Annotated in this window: 22 protein-coding genes; 17 read left to right on the top strand and 5 right to left on the bottom strand. The window is 30.4% G+C overall.

What is annotated here, in order from left to right; genetic code table 11:
• The first annotated feature begins 153 nt into the window (after positions 1-153).
• The 11 genes from J1D01_RS03450 (at position 154) to J1D01_RS03400 (ending at position 10645) form a co-directional block, all read left to right on the top strand.
• Complete coding sequence (locus J1D01_RS03450; protein WP_372937584.1) at positions 154-564, top strand: response regulator; 411 nt, start codon at positions 154-156, stop codon at positions 562-564.
• Position 565: 1 nt separating this feature from the next.
• Entirely contained in the window at positions 566-1105 is a 540-nt protein-coding gene (locus tag J1D01_RS03445) for a heme NO-binding domain-containing protein (protein WP_372937583.1), read from the top strand.
• Positions 1105-3081 carry a PAS domain-containing sensor histidine kinase gene (locus J1D01_RS03440; RefSeq protein ID WP_421149842.1) on the top strand — a complete coding sequence of 659 codons (1977 nt, stop codon included), beginning with the start codon at positions 1105-1107 and terminating at the stop codon, positions 3079-3081. The genes J1D01_RS03445 and J1D01_RS03440 overlap by 1 nt, the downstream gene beginning before the upstream one ends.
• Before the next feature lie 9 nt (positions 3082-3090).
• Positions 3091-4224, top strand: coding sequence for an FIST signal transduction protein (locus J1D01_RS03435; protein WP_372937581.1), 1134 nt, complete (start codon positions 3091-3093; stop codon positions 4222-4224).
• Positions 4224-5273 (top strand): sensor histidine kinase, encoded by a 1050-nt coding sequence (locus J1D01_RS03430; RefSeq protein WP_421149841.1) that lies wholly within the window; start codon positions 4224-4226, stop codon positions 5271-5273. The genes J1D01_RS03435 and J1D01_RS03430 overlap by 1 nt, the downstream gene beginning before the upstream one ends.
• Positions 5274-5277: 4 nt before the next feature.
• Entirely contained in the window at positions 5278-5595 is a 318-nt protein-coding gene (locus J1D01_RS03425; RefSeq protein WP_372938384.1) for an Hpt domain-containing protein, read from the top strand.
• 9 nt (positions 5596-5604) lie between these two features.
• Positions 5605-6315, top strand: coding sequence for a LytR/AlgR family response regulator transcription factor (locus J1D01_RS03420; protein WP_372938386.1), 711 nt, complete (start codon positions 5605-5607; stop codon positions 6313-6315).
• A gap of 109 nt (positions 6316-6424) precedes the next feature.
• Positions 6425-9007 carry a DUF6923 family protein gene (locus J1D01_RS03415; protein WP_421149840.1) on the top strand — a complete coding sequence of 861 codons (2583 nt, stop codon included), beginning with the start codon at positions 6425-6427 and terminating at the stop codon, positions 9005-9007.
• Between the two features lie 216 nt (positions 9008-9223).
• Entirely contained in the window at positions 9224-9985 is a 762-nt protein-coding gene (locus J1D01_RS03410; RefSeq protein WP_421149839.1) for a peroxiredoxin-like family protein, read from the top strand.
• A 23-nt stretch (positions 9986-10008) separates the two neighbouring features.
• Positions 10009-10233, top strand: coding sequence for a PLD nuclease N-terminal domain-containing protein (locus J1D01_RS03405; RefSeq protein ID WP_372938648.1), 225 nt, complete (start codon positions 10009-10011; stop codon positions 10231-10233).
• Positions 10234-10369: 136 nt separating this feature from the next.
• The gene (locus tag J1D01_RS03400; RefSeq protein WP_421149838.1) at positions 10370-10645 is read left to right on the top strand and encodes a hypothetical protein; all 276 of its coding nucleotides are present in this window, start codon (positions 10370-10372) and stop codon (positions 10643-10645) included.
• 12 nt (positions 10646-10657) lie between these two features.
• On the opposite strand, the gene J1D01_RS03395 is transcribed toward J1D01_RS03400, so the two are convergent.
• Positions 10658-12718: a tetratricopeptide repeat protein gene (locus J1D01_RS03395; RefSeq protein ID WP_421149837.1), complete on the bottom strand. Its 2061-nt coding sequence runs from the start codon at positions 12716-12718 to the stop codon at positions 10658-10660.
• A gap of 152 nt (positions 12719-12870) precedes the next feature.
• Here J1D01_RS03395 and J1D01_RS03390 point away from each other — a divergent pair, with 152 nt between their 5' ends.
• The 3 genes from J1D01_RS03390 to J1D01_RS03380 all read left to right on the top strand — a co-directional run bounded on the left by J1D01_RS03390 (position 12871) and on the right by J1D01_RS03380 (position 15758).
• Complete coding sequence (locus J1D01_RS03390; RefSeq protein WP_421149836.1) at positions 12871-13149, top strand: STAS domain-containing protein; 279 nt, start codon at positions 12871-12873, stop codon at positions 13147-13149.
• Between the two features lie 31 nt (positions 13150-13180).
• Positions 13181-14425 (top strand): oligosaccharide flippase family protein, encoded by a 1245-nt coding sequence (locus J1D01_RS03385; RefSeq protein WP_421149835.1) that lies wholly within the window; start codon positions 13181-13183, stop codon positions 14423-14425.
• 115 nt (positions 14426-14540) lie between these two features.
• Complete coding sequence (locus J1D01_RS03380) at positions 14541-15758, top strand: glycosyltransferase (RefSeq protein ID WP_421149834.1); 1218 nt, start codon at positions 14541-14543, stop codon at positions 15756-15758.
• On the opposite strand, the gene J1D01_RS03375 is transcribed toward J1D01_RS03380, so the two are convergent.
• The 3 genes from J1D01_RS03375 to J1D01_RS03365 are packed head-to-tail and all read right to left on the bottom strand — an operon-like array spanning position 15748 to position 21565.
• Entirely contained in the window at positions 15748-17265 is a 1518-nt protein-coding gene (locus tag J1D01_RS03375) for a cellulase family glycosylhydrolase (RefSeq protein WP_421149833.1), read from the bottom strand. The two genes, J1D01_RS03380 and J1D01_RS03375, sit on opposite strands and share 11 nt — an antisense overlap.
• Positions 17259-18437 (bottom strand): hypothetical protein, encoded by a 1179-nt coding sequence (locus J1D01_RS03370; RefSeq protein WP_421149832.1) that lies wholly within the window; start codon positions 18435-18437, stop codon positions 17259-17261. Before J1D01_RS03370 ends, J1D01_RS03375 begins: the two co-directional genes overlap by 7 nt.
• A gap of 38 nt (positions 18438-18475) precedes the next feature.
• Positions 18476-21565 (bottom strand): hypothetical protein, encoded by a 3090-nt coding sequence (locus J1D01_RS03365; RefSeq protein WP_421149831.1) that lies wholly within the window; start codon positions 21563-21565, stop codon positions 18476-18478.
• Positions 21566-21736: 171 nt separating this feature from the next.
• On the opposite strand from J1D01_RS03365, the gene J1D01_RS03360 reads away from it, so the two are divergent.
• The 3 genes from J1D01_RS03360 to J1D01_RS03350 all read left to right on the top strand — a co-directional run bounded on the left by J1D01_RS03360 (position 21737) and on the right by J1D01_RS03350 (position 23919).
• Positions 21737-22927, top strand: coding sequence for a response regulator (locus J1D01_RS03360; RefSeq protein WP_421149830.1), 1191 nt, complete (start codon positions 21737-21739; stop codon positions 22925-22927).
• Positions 22928-22929: 2 nt separating this feature from the next.
• Positions 22930-23385, top strand: coding sequence for a glycosyltransferase (locus J1D01_RS03355; protein WP_421149829.1), 456 nt, complete (start codon positions 22930-22932; stop codon positions 23383-23385).
• Between the two features lie 177 nt (positions 23386-23562).
• Entirely contained in the window at positions 23563-23919 is a 357-nt protein-coding gene (locus J1D01_RS03350; protein ID WP_421149828.1) for an Hsp20/alpha crystallin family protein, read from the top strand.
• Between the two features lie 14 nt (positions 23920-23933).
• Here the strand turns inward: J1D01_RS03350 and moaA are convergent, their stop codons facing one another.
• The gene (gene moaA / locus J1D01_RS03345; RefSeq protein ID WP_421149827.1) at positions 23934-24941 is read right to left on the bottom strand and encodes a GTP 3',8-cyclase MoaA; all 1008 of its coding nucleotides are present in this window, start codon (positions 24939-24941) and stop codon (positions 23934-23936) included.
• Positions 24942-24966 lie beyond the last annotated feature (25 nt).

The raw sequence follows: 24966 nt of genomic DNA, 5'->3' as shown, positions 1-24966 counted from the left end.
AGAGCAAAATAACCTAGCAATAAACAAAAACCACTTATCTACACTTATCTACCATTCATCTACACATCATGTCTACTTAACCAATTAAAAAATTAATAGCTGTTAATTGATTTAATTTTATGTCCTTAAATTAGGTTTAGCAAATTTTTTAAAATGAAAACACTAAAAATATTATTGATAGAAGACGATGTAATTGAAGTAATGAAACTTAATAGGGCTGTATCTTCACTTGGTTTAAACCATAAAATTATTGAAGCTAATAATGGCGAAGAAGCTTTAGAACTTTTAAAAGAAAAAGATAACATACCAGATATTATTTTACTAGATTTAAATATGCCAAAAATAAACGGTATAGAATTTTTATCTATTCTAAAAAAAGATACTACTTTAAAATACGTTCCAACAATTATACTTACTACATCAAGCAATCAAAGAGATTTGGTAGCATGTTATGAAATAGGAATTGCAGGGTATGTGCTAAAACCCTTAAAATATGAAGAATATGTTTCCAAAATCGAAAAATTATTGGGATATTGGAGTATTAATGAATTAAAAAAAATATAACATGAAAGGGATAGTTTTTACTGAGTTTCTAGATTTAGTAGAAGATAAGTTTGGGCTAGAAATGGTTGATAAAATTATTAACGCATCCAACTTAAAGTCAGATGGTATTTATACAGCTGTAGGTACTTATGAATTTTCAGAAATGCTCCAATTATTACAGCATTTAAGTGATAGCACAAACATCTCAATTGATGATTTATTATTGGTTTATGCAGAGCATTTCTTTTCGGTTTTAGTAAAAAACTACCCAGATATAATGTCAAAATATAATGACCCAATTCAAATGTTATCATCTATAGAAAACCATATACATGTTGAGGTAAGAAAAATTTATCCAGATGCAGAATTGCCAACTTTTGAGATATTAGAAAAAACAAAAGACTCTTTAACTTTAATTTACAAGTCTAGTAGAGCTATGCATCATTTTGGATTAGGTTTAATGAATAAAACTTTTGAGCATTTTAATTCAAAAGCCACAATAGAACTAGAAAAATTAACAGAAGATGGCACACAGGTAAAGTTTGTAATCAATAAAAATTAATGAGTCAAGATAAAATTGACATACTACAACGTGCGTTAGCACGAGAAAAAGCAGCCAGAAAGCAAGCAGAAAAAATACTTGAAGACAAAGCAGCAGAGTTATACGAAGCAAAAGTACAACTAGAAAAGTCCTATACCGAACTAGAACACCTCCTTAATAAAACAGACTCCCAATTGCAGGGAGTTTTTGAAAATATAGTTGATGCTTACGTCATTATAGATTTGTTTGGAAACATTCTTAAAATGAATGAACCCGCAGTTTCGTTACTAGGGTTTAAAACAGTTAAGGATGATTTTAATTTAATGAACTTGGTGCACCCTAATGAGCTAAACCGTGTATCTAAAGCATTTAAAAGCCTTTTTAATAAAGGATCTATAACAGACTTTCATTTAAAAATAATTACCAAAAATAACCAACACAAAATTGTTCATATAAATGCCAGTGTAATTTTTGATAATGGTGTTCCTGTGGCAGCACAAGGTATTGTTAGAGATATTACTCAAAAAAAAGCAGATGAAGAGCAACTTATTGAGTCTGAGAATAGGCTATCAACATTAATTTTAAACTTAGAAAGTGGGGTATTGCTAGAAGATGAAAACCGCAACATTGTACTTACAAATAAAAAGTTTTGTGAGTTTATGCAAATACCAGCATCACCAGAAGAGTTAAAGGGTTATAATTACTCAAAAATAATAGAGAATAGTAAACATCTATTTAAAAATCCAAACAATTTTATAGAAAGAATAAATACCCTAATTAAAAATAAAAAATTAGTATTAGGAGATGAACTTATAATGGCAGATGGTACAATTTTAGAACGAGATTTTATACCAATTACCCATAATCAAGAATACAAAGGCCATCTATGGAAATATAGCGATGTTACCTTAAGAAGACGCTATAGAAAGAGTCTTGAAATGCAAAAAGAAAAGTATCATAACATCATTTCTAATATGAATTTAGGACTGGTAGAAGTAGATGCAAATGATAGAATTTCTACAGTGAACCAAAGCTTTGTTGAAATGACAGGCTATTCTGAAAAAGAACTTATAGGCTCTAAAGGAAAAGATTATTTACCAATAGAAGAAGACAAACCTTTAATGATCAAAAAGGTTGCAGAACGAAAAAAAGGTAAAACAGATACGTACGAAATAAGAATTAAAAAGAAAAAAGGAGATATAGGCTATTGGTTAATAAGTGGTATGCCAAACTACAATTTAGAAGGAGAATTAATTGGCTCCATTGGTGTTAATTTTGATATTACCGAAATTAAAAACTTACATCTTCAAAAAGAAAATTTACTAAAAAAATTAGAAAAAAGTAATGATGAACTTCATGAATATGCACATGTAGTTTCTCACGATTTAAAATCGCCATTACGAAGTATAAACGCTTTGGTTAGTTGGTTAAAAGATGATAACAAAGAAATATTAGATGAAAGTAGCTTACAAAATATAGCTTTAATTGAGTCTACTCTAGAAAAAATGGAACAACTTATAACAGATGTTTTAGAATACTCTAGTGTTGGTTCTGAAGATACAGAAATGCATCAAGTAGATTTAGATATCGTAATAAATGATTTGTTAAAAATTCTTTATATACCAGAGCATATTAGTGTTAAGGTTTTAAATCATTTACCAAAAATACAAGGTAATAAAACTAAGTTACAACAACTCTTTCAAAACTTAATAAGCAATGCTATAAAATTTAGTGATAAAGAAAAAGGGCTTATAGAAATTAATTGTACTGAGTTAGAAACACACTTCCAGTTTTCAGTAAAAGATAACGGTATAGGAATAGAAGAACAGTTTCATGATAAAATATTCAAAATTTTTCATGCCTTAAATAAAAGTAAAGATTCAACAGGTATAGGCTTATCCATTGTTAAAAAAATTGTTGAACTTCATCAGGGAGATATATGGTTAAAAAGCCAACCGGGTAAAGGAACCACATTCTTTTTTACATTAAAAAAATAAAATTATAAAATGAAAACAATTCAACTAAAAAAACAAAAGGATGAGGTTTGGGAATATTTATCACCAAAAGAAACTCTTAAAAACCCTCTAGTGTTAGTTTTTGGTAATAGATATTTATTAGAAAACAAGCATATTTATAAAGAATTAAAAACCATGTTTCCAGACGGTGATATAGTTTTTGGTTCTACCTGTGGTGATATTAGTTCACAATCGGTAACAGAACAAGGTATTTTAGTAACAGCTATAGAATTTGAGAAAAGTTCTTTTTTAATAAAAACCAGTAATGTATTAGATTCTGGATTAGACAGTTTTAAAACAGGAAATAACCTTATAGAACAATTTCCTAGTAAGGGCTTAAAATATGTATTTGTAATATCTGAAGGAAGCTTTATAAACGGAAGCCAATTAACCAATGGTATGAATTCTTCAGTAAATAAGAACATTTTAATAACAGGAGGTTTATGTGGTGATGATGCTCGCTTTGAAAAAACAATAGCGTCATACAATGAAAACCCAAAAGAAGGAGAAATTGTAGCCATTGGGTTTTATGGTGAAACTTTAGAAGTTACTTTTTCTATTCATGGCGGATGGACACCCTTTGGACCAGAAAGAACAGTCACAAAATCAGAATCTAATGTTTTATATGAATTAGATGGTCAGCCCGCATTAGATTTATATAAAAAATACTTAGGAGATAAATCAGAAGAATTACCAGGAGCTGCTTTACTATACCCACTAAATGTAAAAACTACCAGTGATAAGCAATCTATTGTTCGTAGTATCTTAAATATAAATGAAGACGATAATGCCATGATACTAGCTGGTGATATTCCAGAAAAATCTAAAGTACAACTCATGATGACTAATGTAGATAATATAGCTAATGCCTCAGAACGTGCTGCAAAACAAGCTTTAGAAATTAGAGAAAACAAACCACAATTGGCCTTTTTAGTGAGTTGTATTGGCAGAAAATTAGTGTTAGACCAGCGTGTAGAAGAAGAAATTGAAGAAGTGCTAGAGGTAGTAGGAGAAAACACTACAATTTCAGGCTTTTATTCTTACGGTGAAATAGCACCTTTTCATGGAGAAAATAGTTGTAAGCTACACAACCAAACCATGACAATAACTCTTTTAAGCGAATAATGAACTCGTTACTAAAGCGGCAAATACGCAAATATTTAAGTGAAGAATTAGCTTCTAATAAAGACCTAGAACAGTTTTTATATGCTGTAAACAGTTCATATAATAATTATGATGAACAATTTATAATGCTGCAACGGGCTATGAGTTTAAGCTCAGAAGAATTGTTTAATGCAAATCAACAATTAAGAGAAGAAGCCCAAGCACAACAAGATGTAATTAATAAATTAAAGCGAGTAATAGAAACCCTAAAGTTTTACGAATTACCAGAAAATAATACATCAGATAATATAGATTTAGATGGTTTAAAATTAGTAGAGTTTATAGACAACCAAACCAAAGAAATTGTAGAAATAAATAAGCAAAGAGAAGCACTTTTAAACGAGTTAGCACATCAAAATCAAGAGTTAAGTGATTATGCACATATGGTTTCTCACGATTTAAAATCGCCCTTACGTAGTATAGATACTTTAACGGCATGGTTAAAACAAGATTATAGTGAATCTCTAGACCAAACGGGTAAAGAAAATCTAAAACTTATTAGAAATAATGTAGAAAAAATGGATTTACTCATTAAAGGTATTCTAGATTACTCTACTATAGATAAAAATAAAACAGAACTTTATAATGTAAATCTTAATGTATTAGTTGAAGATATTTTAAATATTATAGAAATACCAAACCACATAAAAGTTCTTATTAAACAGCCTTTACCTACTGTAAAGGGAGATAAATATCGCCTGCAACAGCTGTTTCAAAATCTTATAACAAATGCTATTAATTACAATAATAAAGAAAAAGGATACGTAGAAATTGGGTTTGAAGACCAAGAACCTTTTTGGCAATTTTATATAAAAGATAACGGTAAAGGCATTGAGGAAAAATATTTTGAAAAAATATTTAAAACCTTTCAAAAGCTAGAAAACAACCCGTCATCTACAGGTATAGGTTTATCAATTGTTAAAAAGATAGTAGATGTTTATAGTGGTAAAATATGGTTAAAATCTGCTGTTAATAAAGGAACTACTTTTTTCTTTACATTAAAAAAATAATTAAATGGAACAACCAAATTTATCATATATACAAAGCATGTCTGGAGGCGATAAAGCCTTCGAGCAAAAGTTAATAGATATTATAAAACAAGAATTTCCGCAAGAAAAAGAAGTGTATTATACTAACTACAAATCTGAAAATTTTAAACAAGCAGCAGAAAATGTACACAAACTTAAACATAAAATTAGTATTTTAGGACTTGAAAAAAGTTATGATGTTGCTGTAGCTTATGAAAATAATTTAATAAAAGGTAATACCAACCTAAATAGAGAATTTGATACTATTCTTAACAACATAACTAATTATTTAGAAAACCTATAACTTACTTATATGAATTGTATTATTATTGACGATGAAGCTGCAGCAAGAGCAATCATAGGTCAATTATGTGTTAGTGTACCAAGCCTTAATGTTTTAGAAGAATTTCCAAATGCAATTCAAGCCATTAAATATCTAAATCAAAATGAGGTTGATTTAATTTTTTTAGACATTCACATGCCTGATTTTACAGGCTTCGATTTTATTGAAACTTTAAAAAATCCACCTAAAATTATATTAACCACTTCAGATTCTAACTTTGCAATTCAAGCGTTTGAGTATAATTGTATAGTAGATTATTTAGTAAAACCTATATTACCAGAACGTTTTAAAAAAGCCATTTTAAAGGCAGAAAGTTTTTCTAAAACAATACAAGAATCTAATTCTTCAGAAAGTGTAGAAACTAGTTCAGGAAATGATTTATATGTAAACATAGATAGAAGGCTTATAAAAATTGATATTCCAAGTATTTATTTAGTAGAAGCCAAAGGAGACTACATACAAGTAAAAACAGAAGATAAAAATTACACGGTACATTCAACATTAAAAAAAATAGAAGACAAATTACCAGATACTTTATTTTTAAAGGTACATCGATCCTACATTATCAACATAAAAAAAATAATAGATATAGAGGATAATAGTGTGCTTATTAAAAAGGATGTTATACCGGTAAGTCGTTCTAACCGCCCAGAATTAATGAAAAGATTAAACTTACTATAATCGTTTAACACATTCATTTTACCATTCGTCTACACTAAATTTTCATCCACCGAAAATTAAAATATTCAGCAGTTTAAGTATATAGTTTTGTGGTATAAATAATTATATCATGAAAAAACTATTACATTTAATTATATTAATAAGCATTGCAATAAACGCACAAGATTCTCCATTTAATTGCGATTACAATGCATACTTGTTTCAATACAATGATGTTTATGCTATAGATTTAGCTTCGGGCAACGCATACAATGTAGCAACCAATATTACAGAAGGTAATATAAACGCAACGGCATATAATCCAGCAGATGGATATATTTGGGGATCATTAAGTACGCCAGCTAAAACAATTGTACGTATAGGAAAGAACTTTAAAACTACAGAGTTTTATGTTGATGAGTTACCAACCAACAACCGTTACGTAGGAGACGTTAGTGCTAATGGTGTATATTATTTAAAAGGAGGAGGCACTACATATTATGCCGTAGATGTAAATCCGGAGTCTGAAAAGTACGGAAAGCATTTAGCCACCAAATCATTAAGTACAAGTGTTAATATACACGATTGGGCTTTTAATGCCGTAGACAGTTTGCTATATACTGTAGAGAAAAAAACAAACAAATTATACAGAATTAATGCAGAAACAGGAACTGTACAAAACCTTGGTGTAGTCCCCATTTTATCAGGTTTAAGCTATACGTATGGTGCTGTTTATTTTGATGCTTCTGGTAGGTTTTATGTGTCTGCAAATGAAACAGGAACCATTTATGTTATTCAATCTGTTCAAGATTTAAGTGGCACCAATAGTATGGAATCTAATTTATTTGCATTTGGGCCATCTAGTTCTCAAAATGATGGTGCACGTTGCCCTACAGCACCAGTGCCACAAGAAGATTGTACCAATGGTATTGATGATGATGGAGATGGTTTAATAGATTGCGAAGACCCATCATGCTCAGGGTATGCAGCGTGTCCTGTTCTTGAAGTTTCAAACGCATCAAGTGCTAATGCAGGTGGATTAGAAAGTAACAACCGCTTATCTCAACAAATATCTCAACGTAATTTTAATCGTACTAAAACCAGTTATAAATTCGATAAAACTTCTGCCAAAAAATTAGTAAAATCATCTAAATACGGTAAATCAGTTTCAGGCAAAACAGCACTGCAATTAACAGATTTTATCCCATTTGGAGTTGTAAATGAAGAAGGTGTTATAGAATCATCTCCAACAGATTTAATAGGTATAACTAACGCCACAGATATATATTCTGTAGATTATTTAAAAAGTGATAATGCAGTTGCTTCAATCTTATTATTAAAAACAGAAAAAGGCGTTTATGAGCATACCAAATATATTTGCGATAGGTTGTTAGGCGCACAATTAATTTCTGTATCAACAATAGAAATTAGAGAACAACAATTTATAAAAGCACTTATAAGGAATATAGATGGTTCTTTAGAGTTTGTATTAAGTCTTTCTGCAAAAGCTATAAATAACGGTGAAAATTTCAGTATTGAAAGTCATTGGAATTTAGATAAGTATGAAGATAATGTAGGCTTTTACAATTTTCAAATATGGTCTAATTCTTTAGATGATTTATTAAAACTAGGCGAGGAGGTATTAAACCTGTTAGATGTTCAAAAACCAATAACAGAATACAATAATTCAACCCCACCAACAGTATTTGTAAAATCTGGAAAGTACCATAACGGAAAATTAGATTTACAAATTATAAACACAAACAACAGTGCAACAGTAGCATTTGATGGCGGATTGCGTACCACCGAAACCCAAACAGTAGAGTATGTATCATCAAATATAGATTTAAACGGAAATTATATTACTAACGTTGAAGTTGATGCTGGAAATTTATTTGACATAGGTTTTAGAATTGGCGATGGTATTGCTACACCAGATGATTTATTTATGTCAGACGGTCCATGGGGATATGATGATGCCGCAGCAAGTACTAGTGTAACAAACTACACTATTGAAGAAAATGAAGAAGGTTTTGATGATACCGATTATCCAGTAGAAAGAAATATATCATTAACAGCTAAAACCAAAGAATATATAGCAGCTTACAGAGCATTAACCCCAAAATTTAACCCTATAAATTTAACAGCGTATAACAGCCTTCAATTTACCGCTAAAGGTACAGGAACCCTAATAGTTAGATTAGTAAAAGAAGGTGTAACCAATTGGGAATCTCAATACAAAACTACTGTGAACTTAACCGAAAATTATAAAGATTATGCCATTGCATTTGAAGATTTTAAAACCACAGATGGTAGTAGTATTCAACCAACCGATGTTACCTCTATAGTATATACCATGCTAGCAGATAGCGGAGAGGAAGAAACTAAAGAAATGACGTTTAAACAAGTACGTTTTTCTCAAAGTAAATCACTGTCTACCACTAGTGAGAGCTATGTATATGCAAATGCAGTTGCAGTACCAAACCCAATGCAAAATGCAACTACAGTTACCTTTTATTCTAAAGAACAAGATACTGTAAATCTACTAGTTTATAATCAACTAGGAACACTGATAAAACAAAAAAGTGTAGAGGCAATAAACGGAGAAAACAGGGTGTTGTTAACTAAAGAAAATTTAAGTTCTGGATTGTATTTAGTTAAAATAAAAAGCAATACTACTACTTATAAAACTATAAAATTATTAATAAAATAATATTAAAAGTATGAGAGGTGATTAATAGCTAAGTTTAATTATTCATTTTTTCTAAAGCAAAAAGCGTAAGGTTTTTTGCTTTTTTTGTTGTGTTTAGTGAAATATTAAAGTGAGTTTGGTATAGTAGTCATTAATGTTATATAATTGTTATCCTATTTAATATACTCTTTATCAATTTTTAATTTGCTAACTTTAAAACCTTAAATAAAATTAAATATGAAGATTAAAATTTTAGCTATAATTATTATTAGTTGTTTAGTATCCTGCAAAAATGAAAAACAAACCAAAACTAAGGACGGTGATAAAAAACAAATCAATATGAAAAAAGAAGAGCATACATCACTCAAATCAAAATTAGAAGAACGAAAAACAAATTTTACACTAAAAGCAGACGATAATAAAAAAAGAGCATATAAAGAAGGTATTGAATCTGTAGAGAAAAGCGGTATAGTAAATACGGCAAAACAAGTAGGAGATAAAGCCCCTAATTTTACTTTAAATAATGCCTTAGGAGAACCAGTTTCATTGACAGACTATTTAAAAAAAGGGAAAGTAGTATTAACTTGGTACAGAGGTGGTTGGTGTCCATATTGTAATTTAACATTACATGCATTACAAGAAGAATTATCAAATTTCAAAGCTCAGGGTGCTAATTTAATAGCTTTAACACCAGAATTACCAGATGAATCTATTAGTACCTCAGAAAAGCATAACCTACAATTTGAAGTTTTAAGTGATGTTGGTAATAAAGTTGCTAGAGAATACGGAATTGTATTTCAGCTTACAGATGAAGTAGCTAAAATGTATAACCAATCATTTGAGTTAAATAAACATAACGGAGATGAATCAAATGAGCTTCCTTTAGCAGCTACGTATATAATTAATGAAGAAGGAGAAATAATTTATGCCTTTTTAGATGCAGATTATCGTAATAGAGCAGAACCTTCTGAGTTAACCAACTTCTTAAAGAACAATTAAAAACATAAAATAATATATTTAAAATGGCTGCGTTTTTAATATTAATATTACTTGTGTCTCTCGGATTTTTACCAACTTTAATAGCTCTTATAGATATTACAAAGAGTAAATTTAAAGCCAATGATAAAATTATTTGGTTATTGATAGTTTTATTTACCAGTTTTTTTGGAGCAATTTTATATTTTTTAATAGGAAGAGACCAAAGAATAAAAACAACTGCAAGCGGCAGCGAGATTAAAAATGTCTAACTTCTATTTACTTTTTAGAGTAAGATAACTATTAAACAAAAGGAAATTTTTTAAATTCATTGAACAGATAAAAAATTACAATTTCTATACCTGCAATATTGAGAAGTCTAAAATAAATGGGAATTACACTGTTTGGTTGCCAGAACAATATGATAATAATTATGTTGATTTACTAGTAGAAGAGCATCATCTTAATCAAGGAGAACTTTGGGGAATTTTATTAAAAGTAGCTGCAAAAAATAAAGATTTAGATGTTTCAAATGTGTATTTTCAACCAGAGGGAGATATTTTTGTTGCGTATTCTAGTAGTTATGAATTAAGTAAAAAAATGGAAATCATTTTAAACAAGTTAATTTCAGATGATGATTATTTAATTCATACAGTTAAATTAAGTAGTTTAAACAATATATAAGTGAGGTTATTCTTATCTTCTAAATAAAGGCGCATCAAACAAATACCATTTAAAGCGTACACCAACTTCAGTATAGGTAAAACCAGCAGCGGTGGCAGAGGCTATATTACTGCGCGTTCCAAAAATGTTTAGTAAAGCACGGTTTGAAAACTTGTAACCTAGTTTTCCTTGTATGCGGTAAGTACTTTGGCTGCTATCGTCTTCAATGTATTGTAAACCGGTAGCTGCTGTAAGTTCATAAAACCATTCTTTAGGTTTTGTTACTACTTCGTTTTTAATAACATTTATAAAAATTTCACCAGCATTAAATCTTTCTGGTGAAAAATAAATACTTGGTACTTGGTTTTTAAATGTTATGTATTGGTAGTTTAATCCAGCTTTTAATGCAGGTTTTGGTAATATATTATAATACAATGATGTAAATAGTAAATTACGCTTGTTATCATCGTTTTGCCAGGTGTAAAAGTATTGTGTAAACCAACCTAAATTAAAGTTAGTACTTATGTTATAATTAGCATAAAGGTTGTTCATAACAATTTGTCTATCTAATAAATCGGCATTAAAACTTTGTATTTCTCGTTTATAACCAACATCTAAAACTTGTAATTTAAAAGGTTTTATATTGAAAGATACATCGGCTAAAATTTGTGTATAATCTTCGGTTTCTGCCTTTGCATTCGATATACCTAGAGATCCTTTAAATATAAGATTTGGTAGCAATTGGTAAGCTAATCCTAATGATGCATCATTTGATGTAGCTTTGTTACTTGTTAAAGTATTATTTGTAGTTCTGTAATTGTAATTCCCTAAAATTTTAAACTTAGTTGTTAACGGAAATTCTACGGCATTTTTAAAACTAAAGGCTTCATTATCGCCATTATCAAAAGAATACGAAGCCTTAGACTCCCAAAACGGTGTAAAACTTGTGTTTAAATCTTTTATAAAATTAGTGGCGTCCTTTTGGTTGTTGTAATATTTTAGAGTGTTTTCAGCTGATGTATAAGCGCTATCATACATACCTAATGCTTTTAAGGCGTTGGCATTTCCAAGGTTACCATCAAAAGAGGTGCTATCGTTTACTAAAATCTGCTTATAGTCAAAAACACTTTTTTTAAAATCACTTTTATAAATATTTAGGGTAGCACGCAATGCCAACAACCAATTTTCGTTAGGTTTGGTTTCCATTAATTTGTCAATTAATTGTTCGGCAGTTTTAAACTTTTTATTCCAAATTAAGGCTTGAATATAGCGTTCGGTAGTGGGTTGTATATCTTCTGTTTTGGTATTAGAGTTTAAACTTTTATAAGCTAGTTCGCTAAGTTGTAAGGCTTCTTTTTCTTTCCCATTTAAATGCGCTACTAAGGCTAATCCGTTTAACGCTAAACCTTTGTTTTCTGGGTTTTCTGCTAAAATATTATATGTGTTCTCTGCATCTTCTAATTGGTTAGCAATTAAATACAAGTTTGCTAAATTCAATAAGGTGTCTCTATCGTTCTTGAACAGTTTTAAATTTTCTTTTAAAAGTGTTTCGGCTTCCTTATAGTTTTGTGCTTGCTGTTTGTGGTAAGCATATCCTAAATACATATATTTTTTAGAGGTTAACGCATTTGGGTTTTCTGGTGAAACGTTTAATGCTTTGTTAACATATACTAAGGCATCATCATATGCTTTTAAGTTTGATAAGGTGTTGGCAAGACTTAGTAGCGCTGCAAAACTATTAGGATCTTCGTTTACTAAATTTAAAAAATAGACTTTCGCATCGGGGTATTTTTTGTTCCATAGTAAAGATTCTCCGTAATTAAGTTTTACTTCAAAATCATTGGGATAATCCTTTAATAAAGTGGTAAATAATTGTTCAGCTTTTGTAGCATTACCGTTTAACCCAACGGCTCTACCATAACATAATCGCGCTGTTTTATTTTCTGGATAGGTTTTTAGAATACTTTCAAAGTATTGTTCTGCTTTTAAATAATTACCATTTTCTAAATAATTAAAGCCTTCTTGCATGTTTTGAGACATGGTAAAACTTGTTATTAAAAGCAAAATAAGTAGGTGTATAGATTTGATAGTCATGTTCTTAATTTATATCGATTGCAAGTTAAGCATTCAAATTCAATCATTCATCTACAGCAACTTGCCACTCACCGAAATTTACCCGCATTACATTGATTGTTGAGGCATCTTTGTGATAGAAATTAAAAAAATAATATAAAAAATAATCAAAAATGGCACTTAAAATTAAAGAACAAGATAACGTATTTATGATTTCAGGAACTATAAATGCAACAACAGTAAATTATTTTAAAAACCATTTAGAGTTTTTGATGTTATATACTAATGCTTTAACAATTAATATTGAATGTGTTATAAGTATTGATAATAATGGACTAAAAGCAATTGAAGAGTTATATACAATGGCTTTAGCTAATAAAAAAACTTTTAAAATTTTAGGTTATGGCCATAAAGGAATTTATGATGAATTAAGAATAAACCAAGCAGCATAACTTAAATTTTAATTTTATAATACCCAAAACCATGCAACTTATAGCTACTTTAAAATCGAAAAAAATTACACCAGAGCAATTATTTATGCTTAGTGTACTATCTGTAAATGGTGGTAATTACCTATACAATTTAATTTTAGGACGAGTACTAGGACCAGCGCAATTTGCTGATGCCGCTGTACTTATTACGTTTTTATTAGTATTGTCCTTTGTAGCTATGACGTTTCAATTGGTAACCGCTAAATTTTCTGTGCTTTTTGAAAATAAGACGTTTAGCAATTTTATTTCTAAGGTTTACAAAAATGCGCTTTTTGTTGGTGTGTTATTAGGAGTTTTAATTGTGATTTTTTCGAGTGAATTGCAAACCATATTCAATACGTCGTCATCAGGTATGTTTGTAATTTTTGGTTTTGGAGTGCCATTATATTTTTTAATGAGTGTAAATAGAGGTGTTTTTCAAGGTAAAAAAGCATTTAAATTATTGTCCATTACCTATCAAGGTGAAATGTTAAGTCGCTTGATTATTACTTTAGGATTAATATTTCTGTTTAATTTACAATCATCAGTAGTTATTGCTATTGGAATTTTAATCTCTTTTGTTTTTGGCTTATTCCCGTTTAAAACCGACCATATTTCACTTAAACAAACTTTTGTTGAAAAAACATATAGTAAGCAAATAAGAAATTTTTTCATACTTACAGCTTTTTATGAATTAACTCAAATCATCATTAACAATAGCGACATTTTATTAGTTAAACATTATTTTGAAAGTTACGAGGCCGGATTATACGCTTCTTTAGCTTTAATAGGCAGAATTGTATATTTTATTGCTTGGATGTTTGTAATGCTACTATTGCCAACTGTGGTTCAGTTAAACAAAGAAGGCAAAGAAACCGCACCCATATTATTTAAATATGTTGGCTATATCGCTGGAATTGCTGCTATAATAGTTATTGGTTGTGCTTTATTTCCAGAAACAGCAATTACTTTATTATTTGGAAAAAGTTATTTGGCCATGGCGCCATTATTATGGAAATACGCCTTAGCTACAGGAATGTTTGCCGTATCTAACATATTTGCTTATTACTATTTATCATTAGATAAGTATGTACCAGTAGTTATATCGGGAGTTTTTGGTATGTTACAAATGGTATTGGTGGTATTTTTTCACGAAAGTTTAGAGCAGGTAGTACATGTGCAAATTATTGCTATGGTGTCCTTATTGATTATTCAAATTGTGTTTTTCAAACTGCAATCAATCAAAACTTCCAAATAAGAACTTATCTATAGCAAATTACCATTCGTCTACACTTAAAAGCAACCTAACTATAGTCGTCTAAATTTTAAATGTAGAAATCCCAAATTTGTATCAAATATTAAAACCCAAAATCATGAAATTAGCCATCGTAACTGCATATCCGCCTAGTAAAGTCACTTTAAATGAATATGCATACCATTTAGTAAAACAGTTTAGACAGAAAGACTCTGTAACAGAATTAATTTTATTAACCGACAAAACTGAAGGTGAGAAAGATTTAGAATTTACGGAAGCTGGATGTAAAATTACTGTAAAAGAATGTTGGGAGTTTAACAGTTACACTAACATTATAAATGTAACCAAAGCTATAAACCAAACAAAGCCAGACTCTGTATTGTTTAATTTACAGTTTATGAAGTTTGGCGATAAAAAGGTTGCTGCTGCATTAGGGTTAATGTTGCCATTGGTGTGTAAACTTAAACGAATTCCAAACATAGTATTGTTACACAATATTTTAGAAGAAGTAGATTTAGGAAGCGCTGGTTTTACAAGCAATAAACTCATGCAAAAAATTTACGGTTTTATCGGTAGCACCTTAACACGATTACTATTGCAAGCCGATACAGTGGCTGTTACTATGCAAAAATACGTTGATATTTTAGAGAAAAAATACAATGCCAAAAAAGTAAAATTAATACCCCACGGAACTTTTGAAATTGCAGAAGAACCTAAGTACGAGATTCCAACGGCGCCTATGCAAATTATGACCTTTGGAAAGTTTGGGACCTATAAAAAAGTAGAAGGGATGATTGAAGCTGTAGAAAAAGTAAGAGCAAGCACAGGTTTAGATTTAGAAGTAGTAATTGCAGGAACCGATAACCCTAACGTACCAGGGTATTTAGCTAAAGTACAAGAAGATTATAAGCATGTACCTCAAGTTAGATTTACAGGATATGTTGAAGAACATGAAGTACCAACCTTGTTTAATGACAGTGCAGTTATAGTGTTTCCATACACATCTACTACAGGAAGTTCGGGCGTATTACACCAAGCAGGAAGTTATGGGAAAGCTGTAGTGATGCCAGATTTAGGTGATTTAGCTTTATTAGTTAAAGATGAAGGTTATCGTGGTGAATTTTTTGAGCCAACATCAGTAGAAAGTTTAGCATATGCTATTGAAACCATAGTAACTAATAATGATTACAGAATACAATTAGGAAAAGCTAACTACAAGGCGGCTACAGCATATCCTATGGAAACAATTGCAGAAATGTATTTAGAAGCGTTTTACGATATTATTTTAAAAAAATCAAAATTGAGTCAGAGATTAGGTAAAGAGGCTATTCTTTAGAAATATATTTAAATGCGGGTTTAGTCTCTCCGTTTTGGTTAATAAAACCAAAACGCCCTTGAACCCGTTTACGCCAAGGAAGTCTCCCTACGACTTCCTTTGGTATTTCTGCAAAGTCATATAAAGTCCAAGACATAAATTGCAAGTTGTTTTTTGCAATAATTTCTTGGGCTTTTTTATGGTAATTGGCTTGATCTTCTTCACTACTACCAAACGGTTTCCAGAGTCCGCGGTATGATGATAATCCAAATTCCTGTAGCACAATGGGCTTATTGTTAATTTCGGTCTTCAGCGTTTTTATAGCTTCATTCAAATCTTCTAAATCTTCATAATAATGAAACGACACAAAATCAACCTTGTTTTTTAAAATAGAAGCACTTTCTGTATTAGACCAACCTATGGTTACAGGATGAGTATCATCAACCGATTTTACTAAATCTATCATGTTATCTAACCAAGCAATAACATTGTCTTTACCTCTGGAATCGAAATCTAAATTTGGTTCATTTTTAATATCATAAGCCAAAAGTGCATTATGGTTTTTAACAAAAACTACAATTTTTTCGGCATGCCGCTGATTCAGCGTCCAATTCATAACGGAATAATCACCATAAAAATCGAATAGTGTTAATACTACTTTTAAATTGTTTTCATCGGCAGCGTCTAAGGTTTGTTTTAATTTTTCTAGTTTTTTAACGTCAACATTAGCTTTACCAAAATCTTCATATTGCACAAAAATCCTTACTGAATTTAAGCCCGCATCTCTTATAAATTTAAAATCTTTAGCAATGGTGTCTTTTGAAAACGCATCACCAAACATATTCCAAGGATTGGCTTGTGGGTAATAATTAATTCCTTTAATGTTTAAATTATTAACCGAAATGGTTTTAGAGTTATTAAGATAGGGTTTTGTGTTTTTCTTTACCAAATGTCTAATGCGCCAAAAGCCATCTTCTAAAAGAAATATTATTTTGTAGGTTGAGGTTTCCGTGGTTTCAAGAACCAGTTTGTCTGATTTAAATACACGCTTGTATTCTACAACATCTTTATCGGTAATCACTGCCAACTGACCATCTTCACTAAAAAACTCAAGAGTAGGGTTGTGCTTTAGGGTTGTAGATTCTATGGTAATATTTTCGCCTTTATTATGCTCTATTAGGTTATATAAATTTTCTCTGGCGCTTTCGGTATAGTAATCTTTTATGCCAGCAATTTTGTTGGTTTTATACGCTACTTGTCGCACATACCAAGCATCTAAATAATTATTTTCTAAGCTTTTTAGGTTCTTTTTATCCATGGGTCTACCTTCATTCTGTATAGGTTCCCATACTACTTTTGGTAAATACTGCTCAACTTTTTGAATTTCGGTATGCAACATGGTACTGCGGTCTGCACCCGTGTTTAGATAACTAAAAACGGAGCTTACTCCAGCAACAATTAAGGCTATAAGCATAACATATGAGGCAATTAATATGGTACGCATTATGTTTTTATTAAAACCTACCATAGGTGTTTAGTTTTATATTCTTTGGTTATTCCAGCTGTTTCTATGCTAAAATTATAGTCGCCATTTATATAAATCGCGGGTTTTAAATTAAATTTAGCATAACCATTAAACGAAGTTTTTATAAGCGTTTCTATATGCTTACCATCTTTAAAAATATGAAGTTTCACTTGTAATCCGTCTGGGATATGTTGTTTCATAAAACTTTGTAACGGTCCAACGGTAATTTCACGATTATTTTTAGCGAATACTACATTAAAATCTTCAATAACTTGTTTGTATTCCATGTTTATGGTGTTGCTTTCTGCCATACCATCAACAAAGGCTTTTATCTTCCAAGAATCTCCATAATCTGGGTGAATTATTTTAGCATTTGCCACACCACTTAAGGTTAATCCGGTAGTTTTTAAAATATTTCCTTTTGAATTGGAAATTATGAAGGTTACAAACGTGCCGTCACTTACCACATTGTTGTATTTGTCTTTAATAACTGAAGTTGTAAGGGTGGTCATCTGGTTGCCATCAGCATAATCATGAGGACGCTGTGCACTTATAGTAAACGATGTTGGAATAGCCGAAGCGATATTTAATGTGAATTCTTTTGAATTAACCCCTAAACTTTCTGAAGCAACCAACATTCTACCACTTTCTGTGGGCGCGTAAATATTCTTATAGGCTATTAAGTTTTTGGTGTAAACAGACTCTGTTATTTCAGAACTTAAAAATTGATAGTTAATATTAACCGCGGTGTTAGTAGGCACAGGATTATCTAAAGAATCTGTAGGTATGGTAACAAGCATAGCATAATCGGTTTCTCCGGCATGAATGCTCGTAGGTCCTAGGTAGGTTTCCATAGTAGCCACATTGGCTTTAGGTTGAATATAGAATTTACCCGAAAGTTTATTTTCATCATCTAGTAGTTGCCAATTAACCACTCCAATTTTTTTAGTAATATGTTTTGGAATCTCGTACACCAGAGTTTCCTCAGTAACGCTTGCCGAAATTAAGGTAGAACCATAACTACTTGAGCAATAAAGTAGCGGTTGTATGTTTTCTGTTCTTGAAAACTGTAATGTAATATTGCTACCAACGGTATAATTTGTTGTTTCTGTAAGCGCCTTTATTTTATTAATTCCTGCTTTTTGTTGAGCAAAAACTGATAATGCGAAAAGCATCAAGCAAAAAGATAGTATGTATATGTGTTTATTTTTCATTAAAACGGACTTCCTATATATACATTGGTTTCAATTTTTACATAATTAAAATTAGGATGCTCTATGGGTTGCAATTGTTCGGTTGGATGGTGCATTAATCTATTAGGAACTATTTTGCTGGAAATAGTTTTGTTTGGTGCGCCATTTACGTAAACATTTTCCATATTATCGTTAATAACATTAACGGAACCTTCTTTTAGAAAGTGATATTCAAAATGTTGCTTGCGCTGTTGTCTGATACCTTCCTTTACAAATAAATGATCTACCCATAGCATATTTTTGTTATCATCATAATAACTAATGAGTAGTTGAGGAATGGTAATTTCTTGAATACCACTATTAAACAAATTTCCGTTAATGGTTTGTTGATTAATGTTTATTTCACTTAGTACTATATTTTTATACAAATCAGAACCAGCTACGTTTCCTGCAACCTGAAGGTTAAATTTTGTGGGTTGTTCTTCAAATTCAACTGGTGTAAACTCGTCCGGATTAAAAGTGTCTGGAATAGAATCTTGAGTTTTAGACCACGCTATACCTTCAAAATTAATTCTAAAACTACTAGATTCTTTAGGCATTAATTTATGTTTTACATGGTATTTAGCGTTATATGTGGCTAGCTGCTTATTATCATCGTTGTAAAGAGTACCTTTTAAAATAACATCGGCAGGAACATTGTCTATATTTTGTACTTCACCAATAATGGCATAACTACCATTATATTTTACCAATTTAGCGGTTAACACTTCTAATACAGGTTGTTTTAAAATATCTTCATGATGTGTTTGTTCGGTAGTTACTCGTCTGCGCCCTTGATTAAAATATTTGGTTACATTTTGTGAATAGAGTTGGTCTGGTGGTAAATCGTTATTTAAATCGTCGGGTTGCAAATACCATTTTCCTTTAATTTTTGAAAGCGATTTGTAATCTACTTTCTCTATTTTTTCTAAAGGTGTTATCCATTGGGTTATAACTTTTGCCGAAACGGTGCTATCATTTAATTCGGTTATTTCAGTTTCAATAGCATCCATTTTAGCATAACTACTCAATAATCCATCGGTTACCGAAATCTCTAGCATATATTGGGCTATAGGAATGTTGTTATTAGGGTCTATTAAACTATGCGCTTTTTCAAATTCTTTAAAATCAAGTGCATCGTAATATGTAATTACAGCATTTTCTGGACTGCGCTGGGAGTCGTTTTTTAAGTAAAACAAATAAATATTGTAAAACACCACAATGGCTAAGAATAAAGACCAAATATGTGTTATTCTTAATACGTTTCTATTAAATTTGTTATAAGAAACGGGGAATTTTAAAAAATCTGGAATAGGTTTAAATCGCGTTTTAAGCATATTCACCCAAAGCATTTGAATATTCAAAACAAACGCAATAATTACCGTTAAAAAAGGCATAATGCCCCAATGTAATTTTAGCCATTTTGCCACATCGTCTTTGGGTAGAATGGAAGCTACAGGCGGAATGTTAAGACGTTCCCATACCATAATACCGTTTTCTAATTGCCGCAGCCGTTGCCAACCACAGAAATATAAAATCGGGTCATAAAATTTATCGTTTGAAAAAATGTATTTAAGATTGTATTTCTCGGGTGTGGTTAAAAATTGTTGTAACGAACCAATCCCTGCCACGCCTTTAAATTTTGAGTTTTCCAGACGTTCAATAGGGCGGGTAGTTAATTCGGGTAATCGTCTTGCAGAATGGTAATTTCCATCAACCGTCATAGCATTGGTTTGTGCACTTAACCATGCCATTTGGTCGCCAAAGCCTAGTGTTAAAAATCGCCATTTATCATGATCGTCCTGATTTAAGAAATTCACTATTGGCAACATCTTTATTTTTTGCGGTTGCGATGGTCTAAAATAGTTTAAACTCATAGTAAAGACTACCATAAATACAAACAAGCCAGCAAGAATACCGCCAATAATACGATGATATATAGCACCAAACTTGTCTTGAATTAATTTTTTCATATCGCCTTCAACAAAACGATAAGCAAATTCACCTAAAAGAGGTAAAGACATTATAGAAGCCCAAAGGGTAAAACGGTCTAGCGTTAAAATATTGAACGCAGTATCACCTAAAACTTTACGCGGAATTGGAGTTGTACCACCTGTACCTAGTATTGTTAAAATGGTTATTGATAATCCAAAAAACAAATAACGTTTACTGTAATATCTATAAAAAATATAAGGTAATAGTATAAGTAAAACACCCCAAGGAATTAAAAAGAAAACCAAACCAGATGAGGTGATTTCTAAAAAATTATCACGAGATCCGTGTGGAATGGGGACTTGTGTAATGGGGTTAGCTTTAGAGTTTATCCAATAAGGCAAAATGCATCCAACAATGAGAATTAATGAACAAACACCAAAAATTACAATGCGTTTAAAAAGTTTAAAAAAACTATTTAAAAATATTTTAAATGTTACATCTTTCATGGTCTTTACCTGTTCTCGAGAAACATCCATTAGTACCATACCAATTAACGGAAATATAAAAAACACCATACCAAAAATAGGTGTAACATGATGCGATGTAACCGTAACCGAAATTAATGATAAACAAGTAGCTAAATACCATTTCTTTCCGGTTTTTAACCATAAGTATATTTCTGGTAAGGCATGCATTAATACCGATATGCCAACAATACTTGGTAATTGACCAAAAATGTGGAGGGTCTCAACAAAAGATGATGAAAAAACCGCTAAAATAGAAGCGTATCCTGCAACCGTTTTATTTGATGTTATTAATAAAGAAAACCGGTATACTCCTGTTATAAACAGTACAATAGCAATAAGCGCAACACTAAACATTCCAAATTTTAACCCACCAATGTAAGATAGTAAAGCTATAGATTGATGTACAAGTGGCGGATAGCTTTGTACAGTAAAACCAATGTACCACTCGTAATTCCAAGGTTCAAACCAACTGTTAGCATAATGGTCTGCAAAAAACAAGTGTATTAAAGCATCGTAAGTAGTTTCTAATGTAAAAAATATAGAACTACCATGAAATGCCAATCCTAAAAGTAGGGCTGCAATTAAGTGTTTGTTTGAGGTTTCCTTCATTCAATTATCTATGATGTAAAGATAAATAAATTAATATGTGGTTTGTTTTTTAATTATCTATAGCAATCTTCCATTCGTCGACACTTAGTTAATGGTTAAACTAAATAAGATTTTTTTAAACCACTTTCACAGTACTTTTGAACCATCAAAAACAAATAAAAACCACTTATTATGAAAGTTTTAGCAATAGATGACCAGCAATTAGTTTTACTACCATTACAAAAAAGATTAACAGAATTAGGGTATGAAGTAAAAATTGAAACTGATTCACAAAAAGGATTAGAAACTTTTAAATCTTTTAATCCAGATTTAGTAATAGTAGATATTAATATGCCAATAATATCTGGTTTAGACGTTGTAAAATATATTAGGTTAACTAATAACTCTCAAACACCTATTATGGTTTTATCAGGAAATACTCAAGATTCAACAATAACAGAAGGATTTGAATTGGGTATTAATGATTATATGAAGAAACCTTTAAGTTTAAATGAAATTTGTGCCAGAGTAAAGCGTTTAATTGGTGCTCCAGAAATTCATAATGAAGTGTCTAACAATCAAGTAATGATTCAAGAACGTTGCGTTGGTGTTGTAATACCTTGTTATAATGAAGAAGAACGCCTTTTAAGTACAGAATTTCTTAACTATATAGATAAATATACAGGCTACCACTTATGTTTTGTAAATGACGGTAGTAAAGACAATACATTACAAGTTTTAAAAGACTTACAAAAAGGAAGAGAAGACTTTATTACAGTTTATGATTGTGAAAAAAATGGTGGTAAAGCAGAGGCTGTAAGACAGGGAATGCTTTTTATGGCACAAAAAGAAGACTTAGATTATATAGGGTTTTTAGATGCCGATTTGTCTACAGATTTAAGAGATTTTGATGATTTAGTAAAAACCATAGAAACGTCTAAATTTAAAATTGTAAGCGGTTCTAGAATTTCAAGAATGGGGGCAAACATAACTAAAGAATCTGCTAGAAAAATAATTAGTTTAACCATCAACTTTATCATTAGAAAAATTTTAAAAATGGATTTTAAAGACACGCAATGTGGTGCTAAAATATTCAGTAAAGATGTGATAGGGATTGCTTTTAACGAAAAGTTTGTTACGCAATGGATTTTTGATGTTGAAATCTTTAAAAGAATGAGTCAGCATTTTGGGTTAAAACAGGCAAAAGCAATGTTGTGTGAACAACCTTTAAAAAGATGGATACATGCCGATGGTTCTAAACTTTCAATGAAAGATTCTGTAAAGATTGTAATGCAACTTGGGCAAATAGCATGGGTTTACAGAGGAAAATCTAAGAATAATAAAGCCTTAAATACTAACGTAGATTTAGCTTTAAACTCATAAACATGGTTGGAATAATACTTATTTTTTACAATAACGAAAAAAATTTGAATTTAAATGTACTAACACAAGTCTTAAATGAAGCTTCAAAGCTTCATTTTTGTTTAGTTAACAACGGAAGTTCAGATAAAACTTTAGAACTTTTAGAGTCAATAAAATATAATTGTACAAACCAAATCAATGTATTAGATGTTAAAAAGAATAAAGGAGAATTAATGGCTTTAAAATCTGCCACTAGGTATCTTAATAGTACATTAAATTTAAAGTTTATTGGTTATGTTGCAATAGAAAATTTAAAAGGAGTTGATGTTTTAAAAAAGTTATTAGGTTTAAAACCAAATTTTTATAATGAAATTAACACCAGTTTTTTGGTTAAACCCAAAAGTAATAGTGTTTTAGTTAAAAATGTATTTTCAATAATAGATTATTTAAAGAAGGTTTTAAATGATAAAAAACAATAATTAAGAAGATTAATATTTTTAGGGTTGTTTTTATCATTTTTTTATTGTAAATTTAGTTGATTTTCTGCTAGATAGGATATTTAACAATGTTAAGATTGTGTGTTTTCAAAACACGTATTCTACTCTATTTCTTTGTTGTTTTTTAGTTATAACTATTTAAATTTTCTTCCAATTATCATGTTACAGATTGATAAAAAAATTATCAAATCAATAAGTTTTTCCTATAGGTATGCTAATAGGAAACAGCCAGATTTAAGAACTTCTGAAACAGACACAACTTTTCATTACGAATTAAAAATACCAGGTTATGTTAAAGAAGATTTTGTTTTTTATATAGCAGGCAGTAATCTAGTTATTACTACAGATAAAAGTAAAATTAATAAGGAAAATGAAGTTGAAGAAAGAAGACACAATTATTGTTATCCCTCGGCATATTTTAAAATGAAAATTTCTTTACCAAAAGATATTGTTAGAGACAGAATATCAGTAAACTATATTAATGAAGTTTTAATTTTTGATTTATTTAAAAAATGAATAATAAAATAAGTTTAACCTCCAATAGTTATCATACTACGGTTTTTACTATGAAGGTGCGGTTTTTGTAATTTGTTTAATGTATCCATCCCTCCACGTACTTTTAATTTTGCAAAAACCGCTTTTTTTATTACTTGGTCAATAGATTTTCCTGTTCGTAAAGTGGTTAACAAATCTGATTCAGTAGAAGAAAATAAACAGTTTTTTAGTTGACCATTGGCTGTTAAACGCAATCTGTTGCACGAATCGCAAAACGGATTGGTTACAGAACTTATAATAGCAAAACTTCCTTTATAACCTTTAATTTTATAGTTTTTTGATGTGTCGTTGGGAGTGTCTTGTAGCCTGATAACACTATTTTTAGGAAATGAGTCATTCACATATTTCATAATTTCTGCGTAGGATACCATTTTACTCACATCCCATTTATTACCATCAAAAGGCATGAATTCTATAAACCGTACTGAAATAGGTAGGTCTTTAGTGAAATTTATAAAATCAATAATTTCATCATTGTTAAATCCCTTTACCAATACAGCATTAACTTTTACATTGAAACCTTCATTAATCAATTGTAAAATGTTGTTGTAAACTTTATCAAACTGATTTCTGCGAGTGATATGTGTGAATTTCTCTCTGTTAAGCGAATCTAAACTCACATTAATGTTTTTAACACCATGTGTTTTTAAAACATCAATAAATCTGTCAATAATCACAGCGTTTGAAGTAATGGATAATTCAACAGGAAGAGAGGCTAACTTTTCTAAAATTACAGGAAAATCTTTTCTAACCAAAGGTTCGCCACCTGTTAATCTTATTTTAGTTACACCATGTTTTACAAAGGTTTTGGCAATATCGTAAACTTCTTCGTAGGTCATTAAATGACTTTTTGGCGATAGCGGAACACCTGCTGCTGGCATACAATAGGTGCATCTTAAATTACATCTTTCAGTAAGTGAAATACGCAAATAATTATGATTTCTACCATGAGAATCTTGTAATATTTTTGCTTCGTTATTCATTTAAATATATTCACTATTCACCATT

Origin of the sequence: Seonamhaeicola sp. NFXS20 (assembly GCF_049132085.1) — a bacterium.
Taxonomy (GTDB): domain Bacteria; phylum Bacteroidota; class Bacteroidia; order Flavobacteriales; family Flavobacteriaceae; genus Seonamhaeicola.
Note: the sequence above shows the minus strand (reverse complement) of the source record. Positions and strands in the feature narration are given on the sequence as shown.